A 13,207-nucleotide genomic window follows, 5' to 3' on the forward strand; every position below is an offset into this window, starting at 1 on the left:
CTGCCATACGAATCCCCGCTCGTGCAATCGAGAGAATGTCGGCTTGCGCGCGGCGCACGAACCTCGAAAATTAGAGTACCGGTTAGAAATCGGTTTCTAATAAAGTCCTTGTTTCGCGGACGGCCGTCCCCAACAATAGTACGGCCGTTCGATTTAATTCGGGCCCAGATGTAAGCAGTTAATGAGCAGTTGACAGCGACATCGAGGCCACATCGTTACGGTAAAGAAAGCTATGCGAAAAGGCGAACAGACACGAGCCGCCATTCTGGATGCAGCACTCGACCTCGCAGGTCGCGATGGCCTTGAAGGCTTGACCATCGGCCTGCTCGCCGAGCGCATGCAGATGAGCAAGAGTGGCGTCTTCGCTCACTTCGGGTCTCGGGAAGACCTGCAGGTCGAGGTGGTGCGCGAGTACCACCGTCGATTCGAGGAAGAAGTCTTCTTTCCGAGTTTGCGTGAGCCACGCGGTTTGCCGCGTCTGCGTGCGATGCTGTCGCGATGGTTCGAGAAGCGCATTCACGAAGTCACGACCGGCTGCATCTACATCAGCGGCGCCGTCGAGTACGACGACCGCGCGGACAGCCAGGTGCGCGAGACGCTGGTCGCGAGCGTGTCGATGTGGCGCGCGGCGCTCCTGAGGGCCATTTCGCAGGCAATCGAAGAAGGCCATTTGCGCAAGGAGACCGATCCCGCGCTGATGCTCTTCGAACTGTATAGCGTGACGCTCGGCCTGCATCATGACGGCCGCTTCCTGCATCTGCCGGACGCGGTCGAGCATACGTGGGCTGCGTTCGAGAAGCTGATTGTTTCGTATCAGAGCGAGACCCAGTAGCGGCCGGCCGCAACATCGAAGTCGCGGCGGCGCGCGAGGGACCCGAAGCTCAAATTTTGGAGAGAAGACATGGGACAGTACACCGCGCCGCTGCGCGACATGCAGTTCGTTCTGCACGAACTGCTGAACGTGGAAGGCGAAGTGAAGCAGATGCCGAAGCACGCCGACCTCGACGCCGACACCATCAACCAGGTGCTCGAAGAAGCCGGAAAATTCTGCTCCGAGGTGCTGTTTCCGCTGAACCAGGTCGGCGACCGTGAAGGCTGCACGTACGCCGGCGACGGCGTCGTCACCACGCCTGCTGGTTTCAAGGAAGCGTACAAGCAATACGTCGAAGCGGGCTGGCCCGCGCTCGGCTGCGATCCCGAATACGGCGGCCAGGGCCTGCCCGCGTTCGTGAACAACGCGCTCTACGAAATGCTGAACTCGGCGAACCAGGCGTGGACCATGTATCCGGGTCTCTCGCATGGCGCCTACGAGTGTCTGCATGCACACGGCACGCCCGAGCTCCAGAAGGCTTATCTGCCGAAGCTCGTCCAAGGCGTATGGACCGGCACGATGTGCCTGACCGAGCCGCACTGCGGCACCGACCTCGGCATCCTGCGCACGAAGGCCGAGCCGAACGGCGACGGCTCGTACGCGATCACCGGCACGAAGATTTTCATCTCGAGCGGTGAGCACGACATGGCCGAGAACATCATCCACCTCGTGCTCGCTCGACTGCCCGATGCGCCGCCGGGAACCAAGGGCATCTCGCTGTTCGTCGTGCCGAAGTTCATCCCCACGGCAGCGGGCGAAGTGGGCGAGCGCAACGGCATCAAATGCGGCTCGATCGAGCACAAGATGGGCATTCACGGCAACGCGACCTGCGTGATGAACCTCGACGGCGCGAAGGGCTGGCTCGTCGGCGAACCGAACAAGGGCTTGAACGCCATGTTCGTGATGATGAACGCGGCGCGTCTGGGCGTCGGCATGCAAGGTCTCGGCCTCACCGAAGTCGCGTACCAGAACTCGCTCGTCTATGCGAAGGAGCGCCTGCAGATGCGCTCGCTGACGGGCCCGAAGGCGCCCGAAAAGGCCGCTGACCCGATCATCGTGCATCCGGACGTGCGCCGCATGCTGCTCACGCAGAAGGCCTGGGCCGAAGGCGCGCGCGCCTTCACGTACTGGTCCGCGCTGCAGATCGACAAGGAGCTCTCGCACGGCGACGAAGGCGAGCGCAAGGAAGCGGCCGACCTCGTCGCGCTGCTCACGCCGATCATCAAGGCCTTCCTCACCGACAACGCGTTCGAGAGCACCAACCTCGGCATGCAGGTGTTCGGCGGCCACGGCTTCATCTCCGAGTGGGGCATGGAGCAGTACGTGCGCGACGCGCGTATCAACCAGATCTACGAAGGCACGAACACGATCCAGTCGCTCGACCTGCTGGGCCGCAAGGTGCTGGGCGATATGGGCGCGAAGCTCAAGAAGTTCGGCAAGCTCGTGACGGATTTCGTCGAAGCCGAAGGCGTCAAGCCGGAAATGCAGGAGTTCGTGAATCCGCTCGCCGACATCGGCGACAAGATGCAGAAGCTCACGATGGAAATCGGCATGAAGGCGATGCAGAACCCGGACGAAGTGGGCGCGGCCGCGGTGCCGTATCTGCGCACGGCGGGCCACCTCGTGTTCGCCTACTTCTGGGCACGCATGGCGCGCATCGCGCTCGACAAGGAAAGCTCGGGCGATCCGTTCTACAAGTCGAAGCTGGCCACGGCGCGTTTCTATTTCGCGAAGCTGTTGCCCGAAACGGCCACGTCGATCCGCCAGGCGCGCGCGGGTTCGAAGACGCTGATGGAAGTCGACGAAGCGCTGTTCTAAAAGCCAACGGGCGCGCGCTTTTCAAAGGCGCGCGCGCCGTCAACACGATGTCCGGAGGCGGCCCACGTTGAAACGCGCCGCCCTCACACCTCAATCCGCTCGACATTGCATACCCGCTGGAGGAACAACGTGAGCAACCTCAATATTCGCAAGGTGGCCGTGCTCGGCGCCGGCGTGATGGGCGCGCAGATCGCCGCGCACCTGATCAACGCCCGCGTGCCCGTGCTGCTGTTCGATTTGCCCGCGAAAGAAGGCCCGAAGAACGCCATCGCGCTGAAGGCGATCGAGACGCTCAAGAAGCTCTCGCCCGCGCCCTTCGGCGTGAAGGACGACGCGCAATACATCACGCCCGCGAACTACGAAGACGACATCGCAAAGCTCGCGGAATGCGACGTGGTGATCGAGGCGATCGCCGAGCGCATGGACTGGAAGCACGACCTCTACAAGAAGGTCGCGCCGCACCTCGGCCCGAACGCGATTTTCGCGACCAACACCTCGGGCCTGTCGATCACCGAACTCTCGCATGGCTTCGACGATGCGTTGAAGGCGCGCTTCTGCGGCGTGCACTTCTTCAACCCGCCACGCTACATGCACCTCGTCGAGCTGATCCCGACGACGCAGACGAAGCCCGAAATCCTCGACCAGCTCGAATCGTTCCTCACGAGCGTGGTAGGCAAGGGCGTGGTGCGCGCGAAGGACACGCCCAACTTCATCGCGAACCGCGTGGGTGTGTTCTCGATCCTCGCGGTGATCGCCGAGGCGAAGAAGTTCGGTCTGCGTTTCGACGAAGTCGATGACCTCACGGGCGCGCGCCTTGGCCGCGCGAAGTCGGCGACGTTCCGCACGGCCGACGTCGTGGGTCTCGACACGATGGCGCACGTCATCAAGACGATGCAGGACAACCTGAAGGACGACCCGTTCTTCCCGGTCTACGAGACGCCGGCTGTGCTCGCAGGTCTCGTGGCGAAGGGCGCGCTCGGCCAGAAGACGGGCGGCGGTTTCTATCGCAAGGAAGGCAAGGCGATCAAGGTGCTCGACGCCAACACCGGCGAGTACGTCGACGGCGGCGGCAAGGCCGACGAGCTGGTGGGCCGCATCCTCAAGCGTCCGCCCGCCGAACGTCTGAAGCTGCTGCGCGAAACGCAGCATCCGCAGGCGCAGTTCCTGTGGTCGATCTTCCGCGACGTGTTCCACTACATCGGCGTGCATCTGCAGTCGATTGCGGACAACGCGCGCGACGTCGATCTCGCGATCCGCTGGGGCTTCGGCTGGAACGAAGGTCCGTTCGAAGGCTGGCAGGCCGCGGGCTGGAAACAGGTCGCAGAGTGGGTAAAGGAAGACATCGATGCAGGCAAGGCGCTGTCGAATGCACCGCTGCCCGCCTGGGTGTTCGAAGGCGCGGTCGCCGCGAACGGCGGCGTGCACGGCGCGGAAGGTTCGTGGTCGCCCGCCGAAGCGCGCTTCGTGCCGCGCTCGACGCTGCCGGTGTACGAGCGCCAGGTGTTCCGTGCGGCGCTGTTCGGTGAAACGAGCGCACGCGATCCGAAGACCTACGGCAAGACGCTGTTCGAGAACGACAACCTGCGCGCCTGGGTGGACGACCGCGCGGGCGAGGACGACGTCGTCATCGTCTCGTACAAGAGCAAGATGAACACGATGGGCCCGGGCCTGCTCGACTCGCTCGTGAAGGCCATCGACATCGCGGAAGACGGCTACAAGGGCCTCGTGATCTGGCAACCGACGTCGCTCAAGCTCGGCGCGCCGGGCGGCCCGTTCTCGGCAGGCGCGAACCTCGAAGAGGCGATGCCCGCGTTCATGATGGGCGGGGCGAAGGGCATCGAGCCGTTCGTGAAGAAGTTCCAGGACACGATGCTGCGCGTGAAGTATGCGAACGTGCCGGTGATCACGGCGGTGTCGGGCATCGCGCTCGGCGGCGGCTGCGAAATCATGCTGCAAAGCGCGAAGCGCGTGGCGCACGTCGAGAGCTACGTCGGCCTCGTGGAAGTGGGCGTGGGTCTCGTGCCTGCCGGCGGCGGCCTGAAGGAAGCGGCGATTCGCGCGGCCGAAGGCGCGGCGGCGATCGGCGCGGCCCCGAGCGATCTGCTCCGGTTCCTGCAGAAGTCGTTCGAAAACGCAGCGATGGCGAAGGTTTCGGCCTCGGCGCACGAAGCCCGCGCAATGGGCTATCTGAAGCCGTCGGACACGATCGTCTTCAACGTGTTCGAACTGCTCGACACGGCGAAGAAGGAAGCGCGCGCACTCTCCGCTGCGGGCTACCGCCCGCCGCTGCGCGCCACGCAGATTCCGGTGGCGGGCCGCTCGGCGATCTCGACCATCAAGGCATCGCTCGTGAACATGCGCGACGGCCGCTTCATCAGCGATCACGACTTCCTGATCGCGAGCCGCATCGCGGAAGCGGTATGCGGCGGCGACGTCGAGGCGGGCAGCCTCGTCGACGAAGAATGGCTGCTCAAGCTCGAGCGCCGCGCCTTCGTCGATCTGCTCGGCACGCAGAAGACGCAGGAACGCATCATGGGCATGCTGCAAACCGGCAAGCCGGTGCGCAACTAAGCGGCACGACGCACACCAGATACTGGAGTAAGAGATGAGCAAACAGTTGCAGGACGCATACATCGTCGCCGCGAGCCGCACGCCCATCGGCAAGGCGCCGCGCGGCGTGTTCAGGAATACCCGCCCGGACGAGCTGCTGGTTCACGCGATCAGGTCGGCCGTGGCGCAGGTGCCCGGCCTCGACACGAGCGTGATCGAAGACGCCATCGTCGGCTGCGCGATTCCCGAAGCCGAGCAGGGCCTGAACGTGGCGCGTATCGGCGCGCTGCTCGCGGGTCTGCCGCAAAGCGTAGGCGGCGTGACCGTCAACCGCTTCTGCGCATCGGGCCTCACGGCGCTCGCCATGGCCGCGGACCGCATCCGCGTGGGCGAGTCCGACGCGATGATCGCGGGCGGCTGCGAGTCGATGAGCATGGTGCCGATGATGGGCAACAAGCCGTCGCTTTCGCCGCATATCTTCGATCGCAATGAAGACGTCGGCATCGCCTACGGCATGGGCCTCACGGCCGAGAAAGTGGCGGAGCGCTGGAAGGTGAGCCGCGAGGCGCAGGACGCATTCTCGGTCGAATCGCATCGCCGCGCGCTCGCCGCGCAGCAGGCCGGCGAGTTCAAGGACGAAATCGCGCCGTACACGATCGTCGAGCGTTCCCCCGATCTCGCTTCGGGCGAAGTGAAGGTGAAGGAGCGCCTGATCGAGCTGGACGAAGGCCCGCGTGCGGATACCACGCTCGAAGGCCTGGCGAAGCTGCGCGCGGTGTTCGCCAACAAGGGCTCGGTCACGGCCGGCAACAGCTCGCAGACGTCGGACGGCGCGGGCGCGTTGATCGTCGTCTCCGAGAAGATCCTCAAGCAGTTCAACCTCACGCCGCTCGCGCGTTTCGTGAGCTTCGCGGTGCGCGGCGTGCCGCCGGAGATCATGGGCATCGGTCCGAAGGAAGCGATTCCGGCGGCGCTGAAGGCTGCGGGCCTGAAGCAGGACGATCTCGACTGGATCGAGCTGAACGAGGCGTTCGCCGCACAGTCGCTGGCGGTGATCCAGGACCTCGGCCTCGATCCTGCGAAGATCAACCCGCTTGGCGGCGCGATTGCGCTGGGCCACCCGCTCGGCGCGACGGGCGCGATCCGCGCCTCGACGGTCGTGCACGGCCTGCGCCGCCGCAACTACAAGTACGGCATGGTGACGATGTGTGTCGGCACCGGCATGGGCGCGGCGGGCATCATCGAGCGGCTGTAAGCGTTCATCCGACTGACGCATTGGCGTTATCGACACGGTTCGCAGACTTCGCGGTCTGCGAACCGTTTTTCGTATCACGATTGGGATGCGAGGAGACAGGTTTATGAGCAACGAAATCTTGGTAGCGCACGAAAACGGCGTGCTCACGATCACCATCGACCGGCCCGCGCGCAAGAACGCGCTGACGCCCGCGATGTATCAGGCGATGGCCGACGCGCTCACCGGCGCGAACAGAGACACCTCGGTGCGCGCGGCGCTGCTGCGCGGCCACGCCGAGATCTTCACGGCCGGCAACGACATCGAAGACTTTCTGAAGGGGCCGCCCGCGGGCGCCGATTCGCCCGTGATCCGCTTTCTCGATGCCATCGCGGCGTTCGAAAAACCGCTCGTCGCCGCGGTGAAGGGGCTGGCGATCGGCGTGGGCACGACGCTGCTCCTGCATTGCGACATGGTCTATGCCGCCGACAACGCGCGTTTCGCTGTGCCGTTCTCGCAACTCGGGCTGTGCCCCGAAGCGGCTTCGTCGCTGCTGCTGCCGCGCATTGCGGGCCACCAGGGCGCGGCGGAAAAGCTGCTGCTCGGCGAGACCTTCGACGCGGCGGAAGCGCACCGCATGGGCTTCGTGAACCGCGTGCTGCCGGTGGCCGAACTCGACGCGTTCGTTAGCGCGCAACTGGCGAAGCTCGTGGCGCTGCCCGCGTCGTCGCTGCGCGTGACGAAGTCGCTCATGAAGCGCGCGGACACGCACGAGGTCAAGACGCGCATGAGCGAAGAGTTCGTGCACTTCGGCAAGATGCTGCTCGCGCCCGAAGCGCGCGAGGCGTTCACGGCGTTCCTCGAAAAGCGCAAGCCGGATTTCCGGCAGTTCGATTAAGCGCTAACGGTGCTTCAGGCCGTTTCGTAATCGACGTACCCGGACTCGCGGCAAAAGCTCACGAGCCGCAGTCCGGCGCGCCTGGCGATGGCGATGGCAAGCGAGGAGGGCGCCGAGATCGTCGCGACCATCGGAATGCCCACGCGCGCGGCCTTGCGCACCAGTTCGTAGCTCGCGCGGCTCGAGAGGAAGACGAAGCCCTGCTGCGTGTCGGCGCGCTCCATCACGAGCTGGCCGATGAGCTTGTCGAGCGCGTTGTGGCGTCCCACGTCTTCGAAGGCGCGCAGGATCGCGCCGTTTTCGTCGCACCACGCGGCCGCGTGCAGGCCTCCGGTGAGCTTCGTGAGCGCCTGATGCTGCGGCAGTTCGCGTGCGGCGCGCGCGATGGCGTCGGGAGCCAGGCGCGCAACGAAGCCCGTATCGGGCACCCGTTCGGGCTCGAGATCGAGCAGGTCGATGCTCTCGATGCCGCACACGCCGCAGCCGCTGCGCCCGGCGAGCGCGCGGCGCTTTTCCTTGAGCTCGACGAACGCCTGTTGCACCACGGTCAAGTGGACTTCGGCGTGCGGCAGGTCCGCATCCTCGTGCCAGTACACCTCGATGTCCTGAATGTCGGCATTGCGCCCGACGATGCCTTCGGAGATCGCAAAGCCCACGGCGAACGCTTCGAGGTCGCGCGGCGTGCACATCATGACGGCGTGCGAAATACCGTTGAAGACGAGCGCGACGGGCCATTCCTGGCCCACGTGGTCCTCACGCATTTGCACGGCGCCGCCGCGGTGCCGATGCACGCGCAATTCGATGGCGCCGGGCTGGCCTTCGGTTTCGAGGGGATGCGTCGTCGCGATCTGCGGCCGGTCTGCGGTGCTCATTGGCGTGCGGGTAGGGGTGCGAGTTGAGGGGGACAAGCGAAAAACTCCATCGGTCCTTGTGCGGCGCGGTACCGCAGCGCCGCCGGGGGACAGCGGGGCCGCGCCGCGCGCGGAAGGTTCTAAAATACCTCAAGCGGGCCGCCCGCGCTTATGCCCGCCTCGCGAGGACACCGTCATGGCATTGAACGAAGCTCCGCTGCTTTTCCGGTTCGAGGTCGACTCGTCGGAAAACCTCACCTTTATCCCGATGTGCGTGCGCTTCAACCTGGATCGCTTTGGTCTGCGCATTTCGCTCGCGCAATGGCAACTGCTGCCCTACGAGGACCGCCGGCTGCTGGCGTGTTTCCCCGTGGACGAAGACACGCAAATCGAGCCCAATTTCGACCACGCGCTCTTCGAGATGATGCGCACGCACGCGAACGTCGAACCCGAATGGTTCGCGCCCGAAGAAGCGCCGGCCTGGCGCGACGTGAACGCGGTGCCCGGCGGCGTTGCGCTGCAGTCCGAGCTTGCCAGTCTGCAGGCGCCCGACCTCGAAGACTGGGCGCAGCTCGACCCGTTCCAGCGCTACGTGCTGGCAAAGCTCGCGCGCAAGCCCGAGAGCAACCACGACTTCGCGCCGGCGATGCACGAGTTCGGGCTGGCGGTGCCGCGGTGATTTTGACCCGCTGTTTCCCGCCGCGCCTGCCCGCCACGATTCATCGCCGATCCCTACCCGATTCCCGCTGACCGCGGCAGCCTCGCGCCGCCGCGGGCCGTTTTCCGCTTCTTTCTCCACATTGACCCTCAAGACCCGGCCGGCCCTGCCGTTATTTCGGGTTGGCGCGTCAGGCGCCGACCGGTCGCGCGCAGTCGTGACCCATCATCCCGCGCTCACGGCGCGGGCGCGAACGACGCTCGGCATTCATGAACCTTCTTTTTTCGAAGCGCCAACTCATCAATCTGGCCGTCGTCGCGGCGGCCGTTGGCGCGAACGCTTTTGTCGCGTGGACGCAGATCGACGGTCAGCGCGAGATCGACCAGCGCGCGAGCCAGGCGGCGACGATCCGTCACGACCTCGACCGCTATCGCGATGCGCTTGGCAGCGGCGTGAGCGCGCTGGGCCGTTTCGCCGTGCAGGGCCAGCCGGAGTCGGCCGCCGCGCACGACGCGCGCGCCGCGATGCTCGACGAAACCACCCGCGCCCTGCGCGCTGAGCTGGCCGGCAACGCCGACCTCGCAGCCCGTTTCGACGCGCTGGCGCGGCAGGCGAGTGTCATTGTGGGCGAGATCGACGTGACGCTTGCGCGTGCCGAGCAGCGCGTTGCCGACGAGCGCGGGCAGGCTGCCGTGGCGGCGGGGGCAAGCGGGACCGTGGCAACGCAGGCTGTGCCGGCCGACGGTGCGGCCAGCCAGGAATTCGGCACCGCAACGCCCGCAAATGCCGCGCGTTCGCCCGCAGCGCCGTGGGGCGACCGCGTGGCGCTCGCCCGCAACGTCGCGGCAGCGAAGACGATGCAACCCGGGAACCCCGCCGACGCGCGCATGGCCGGTCATGTCGTGACCGGCACCATCTTGCCGCTGCACGCCGCGGCGGACGAGGCGGCGAGCGCCGTGACGCTGGATCCGCTAACAGTCGCACCGGCTGTCACGAACGGCGCCCAGAACCCCATCACGCCGACCGCTGCGCTGCCTGACACGGCAATGCCGTCGCCCGCCACTGCCGCGTGGCTCGCCGGCGAATACATCCGCATCGACAACCTCGTGGACCAGCTCGACGGGCAGCTCGCGGCGCTGCAACGCGCCCAGGATCTGGCGCTCGCCGCCGCGCTCGCCGACTCGGCGCGCTCGGGCGGCCGCGCGCTGTTGCTGCTGATCGTGACGATGCTCGCGGGCGGGACGCTCCTCATCTACACGTTCGGCGCGCGCGAGAGCGCGGCCCGCGAGAAGCTGCGCGCCGTGAGCGGCATGCGCCTGCGCAGCGAGCGCTTTCAGGGTCTGTTCGACGCGCATCCGGTGCCGATGTACGTGTTCGACCGCGAGACGCTGCGTTTTCTCGCCGTGAACGCCGCCGCGATCCAGCAGTACGGCTACAGCGAGGAGGAATTCCTCACGATGACGATCCGCGAAATCCGTCCCGCCGAGGACGTCTCGCGGCTCGAGCAGCACCTCACGCGCTCGGACATGGTCACGCAGAACGTGCGCATGATGGCCGGCATCTGGCACCATCGCCGCCGCGACGGCTCGATCATCAGCGCCGATATCTCGCATCACTCGCTCACCTTCCTCGGCCGCGACGCCGTGTTCGTGCTCGCCGACGACGTGACCGAGCAGATCAAGGCCGAAGCGGAGGCGCAGCGCTCGAACCAGATGCTCGAGTCGGTGATCGACAACATCCCGCAGCGCATCTTCTGGAAAGACGCGCAGTCGCGCTATCTGGGCTGCAACATGACCTTCGCGCGCGACGCGGGCCTCGCGTATCCCGAGCAGATCATCGGCAAGTCCGACGACGACCTGCCGTGGCGCGCCTACGCCGACGGCATGCGCGAGCAGGACCGCGAAGTCATCGAGTCGGGGCTGCCGCGCATCAACTACGAGGACAACCACACGATCGACGGCCTGCACCGCACGACGCTCACGAGCAAGCTGCCGCTGCTCGACGGCGACGGCCGCGTGATCGGCGTGCTCGGCTCGTACTCGGACACCACCGAAAGCAAGCGCGCCGACCTCGCGCTGCGCCTGCAAAGCCGCGCGCTCGACGCGTGCGTGAACGCCATCCTGATCACCGCGCCGGGCCCGGGCGGCAGCAATCTGATCGAGTACGCGAACCCGGCGTTTCGCCGCATCACGGGCTTCGATCCGGCCGAGGTGATCGGCCAGGACTGCCGCCTCCTGCAGCGCGACGACCGCGATCAGGACGGACTCATCGCGGTGCGCAAGGCGCTGCTTTCCAATCGCGAAGTGAGCGCCGTGCTGCGCAACTACCGCAAGGACGGCGCGCTCTTCTGGAACCAGCTGCTGATCGCGCCGGTGCCCGATCTCGATGGGCGCATCACGCATCACATCGGCATCATCAACGACGTGACCGAGCTGATCCGCTATCAGGAGCAGCTCGAATACCAGGCGAACTACGACAGCCTCACGCTGCTGCCCAACCGCAACCTGCTGCGCGACCGTCTCCAGCACGCGCTGCTCGCGGCGCAGCGGCACGACACGGGCGTGGCCGTGGTCTTCATCGACCTCGACGGCTTCAAGAACGTGAACGACAGTCTCGGCCACAGCGTGGGCGACCGGCTGCTGGGCGTGGTGGCCGAGCGGCTCCAGCGCTGCACGCGCACGACCGATACGGTCGCGCGCCACGGCGGCGACGAGTTCGTGATCGTGCTTACCGACACCATCGACGAGAAGTCGCTGATCGGCTGGATGGAGCGGGCGCGTTCGCTGATCTCGGAGCCCGTGTGGATCGACGGCACCGAGCTGTATGTGGGTTGCAGCATGGGCGCGAGCGTCTACCCGCAGGACGGCAACGACGCCGAAACGCTCATGAAGAAGGCCGACGTCGCGATGTACCGCGCGAAGGACATGGGCCGCAACACGTTCCAGTTCTTCGAGCCCGAAATGAACGCCAATGTGGGCGCGCGCCTGAATCTCGAGCGGCGCCTGCGCCGTGCGCTGCGCGACAGCGAGTTCCTGCTGCACTACCAGCCGCAGGTGGAGATCGAGGGCGGGCGCATCATCGGCATGGAGGCGCTCGTGCGCTGGCGCGATCCGGAGGTGGGGCTCGTCTCGCCCGCGCAGTTCATTCCCGTGGCCGAGGAGAGCGGCCTGATCGGCCCGCTTTCCGACTGGGTGCTACGCGAGGCCTGCCGGCAGAATCGCGCGTGGCAGCTCGCGGGGCTGCCGCCCGTGCGCGTGTCCGTGAACTTCTCGGCGAAGACGTTCCACCAGCGCGACATTGCCCAGCTCGTGAAGGACGTGCTGCAGGAAACCGGCCTGGAAGCCTGCTGGCTCGAAATCGAGCTGACCGAGAGCACGCTCATGCGCAACGCCGAAGAAGCCGTGTCGATGTTGAATGAGCTGCACGCGCTGGGCATCGGCATTGCCATCGACGACTTCGGCACCGGCTATTCGAGCCTGAGCTACCTGAAGCGTCTGCCTGTGGACCGGCTCAAGATCGACCGCTCGTTCGTGGCCGACATCGGCACGAGCGGCGACGACGAAACGATCACGGCAGCCATCATCGCGCTTGCGCACGAGCTGCAGTTGCAGGTGATCGCGGAAGGGGTGGAGACCTCGGCGCAGTTCGCCTTCCTGCGCGAGCGCGCGTGCGACGAGCTGCAAGGCTACTTTTTCGCGCCGCCGCTGCCTGGCGACGAGGCGGCGGCGCTGTTGCGCGCGAGCGCGACCTACGAGGAAACGCCCGGTCTCGCGTGGACGGATTGAGCCCGGCGCCACGACCGGGCGTTCGTGCTTGCGCTGGTTGTTGCCGTTATTCGATCGGCGGCAGCTGACGCGGGCGTCGGTCAGCGCCGGTGGCGACATAGGTGAGCGTGGCTTCCGTCACCTTGACGACTTCCTCCTGGAGGCGCATGCGCTGCGCGTACACCTCGACCTCGACGGTCACCGAGGTGTTGCCGGTCTTGACGATGTCGGCGTAGAAGCTCAGCAGATCGCCTACGAACACCGGTTGCTTGAACACGAACGAGTTCACCGCGACGGTCGCGACGCGTCCGTTGGCGCGGCGGCTCGCCGGAATCGAGCCGGCGATGTCGACCTGCGCCATGATCCAGCCGCCGAAGACGTCGCCGTGAACGTTGGCGTCCGAGGGCTGCGGCACGACGCGCAGCGCAGGCGATTTTTGGGGGAGCGGGAAGGAGTCGGTCATCGGGCTTCCATGAAAAGGGATCGAACGGCGCAAGGCGTTGCGGCGCGGGGCGCCCAGCGGCGCGTGCCGCCTTCTGCGACAATACGTTGATCAGGAATTGTAC

The 13,207-nt window shown here is 66.1% G+C and carries 9 protein-coding genes; 7 read left to right on the plus strand and 2 right to left on the minus strand.

Features of this window, described 5'->3' with window-relative positions; all coding sequences use genetic code 11:
- The first annotated feature begins 232 nt into the window (after positions 1-232).
- From AB4Y43_RS21610 to AB4Y43_RS21630, 5 genes are all read left to right on the plus strand, one after another.
- Positions 233-832 (plus strand): TetR/AcrR family transcriptional regulator, encoded by a 600-nt coding sequence (locus tag AB4Y43_RS21610; RefSeq protein WP_028206015.1) that lies wholly within the window; start codon positions 233-235, stop codon positions 830-832.
- A gap of 69 nt (positions 833-901) precedes the next feature.
- A complete protein-coding gene (locus AB4Y43_RS21615) occupies positions 902-2,689 on the plus strand; it encodes an acyl-CoA dehydrogenase C-terminal domain-containing protein (protein WP_342948411.1) in 1,788 nt (595 codons plus the stop codon).
- A gap of 129 nt (positions 2,690-2,818) precedes the next feature.
- Positions 2,819-5,260 (plus strand): 3-hydroxyacyl-CoA dehydrogenase/enoyl-CoA hydratase family protein, encoded by a 2,442-nt coding sequence (locus AB4Y43_RS21620; protein ID WP_368728738.1) that lies wholly within the window; start codon positions 2,819-2,821, stop codon positions 5,258-5,260.
- Positions 5,261-5,294: 34 nt separating this feature from the next.
- A complete protein-coding gene (locus tag AB4Y43_RS21625; protein ID WP_069262901.1) occupies positions 5,295-6,494 on the plus strand; it encodes an acetyl-CoA C-acyltransferase in 1,200 nt (399 codons plus the stop codon).
- Between the two features lie 103 nt (positions 6,495-6,597).
- The gene (locus AB4Y43_RS21630; RefSeq protein ID WP_368728739.1) at positions 6,598-7,368 is read left to right on the plus strand and encodes an enoyl-CoA hydratase; all 771 of its coding nucleotides are present in this window, start codon (positions 6,598-6,600) and stop codon (positions 7,366-7,368) included.
- 14 nt (positions 7,369-7,382) lie between these two features.
- Here AB4Y43_RS21630 and fdhD read toward each other — a convergent pair whose 3' ends face one another.
- Positions 7,383-8,240: a formate dehydrogenase accessory sulfurtransferase FdhD gene (gene fdhD, locus AB4Y43_RS21635; protein WP_368728740.1), complete on the minus strand. Its 858-nt coding sequence runs from the start codon at positions 8,238-8,240 to the stop codon at positions 7,383-7,385.
- Between the two features lie 175 nt (positions 8,241-8,415).
- On the opposite strand from fdhD, the gene AB4Y43_RS21640 reads away from it, so the two are divergent.
- Entirely contained in the window at positions 8,416-8,898 is a 483-nt protein-coding gene (locus AB4Y43_RS21640) for a nitrate reductase associated protein (RefSeq protein ID WP_342948415.1), read from the plus strand.
- Between the two features lie 248 nt (positions 8,899-9,146).
- Positions 9,147-12,662, plus strand: a complete 3,516-nt coding sequence (locus AB4Y43_RS21645; protein ID WP_368728741.1) for an EAL domain-containing protein — start codon at positions 9,147-9,149, stop codon at positions 12,660-12,662.
- A gap of 46 nt (positions 12,663-12,708) precedes the next feature.
- On the opposite strand, the gene AB4Y43_RS21650 is transcribed toward AB4Y43_RS21645, so the two are convergent.
- Positions 12,709-13,104 (minus strand): acyl-CoA thioesterase, encoded by a 396-nt coding sequence (locus AB4Y43_RS21650; RefSeq protein WP_028206008.1) that lies wholly within the window; start codon positions 13,102-13,104, stop codon positions 12,709-12,711.
- Positions 13,105-13,207: the final 103 nt, after the last annotated feature.

The sequence above is a fragment of the Paraburkholderia sp. BR10872 genome, from assembly GCF_040965835.1.
Classification (GTDB): Bacteria; Pseudomonadota; Gammaproteobacteria; order Burkholderiales; family Burkholderiaceae; genus Paraburkholderia; species Paraburkholderia nodosa_A.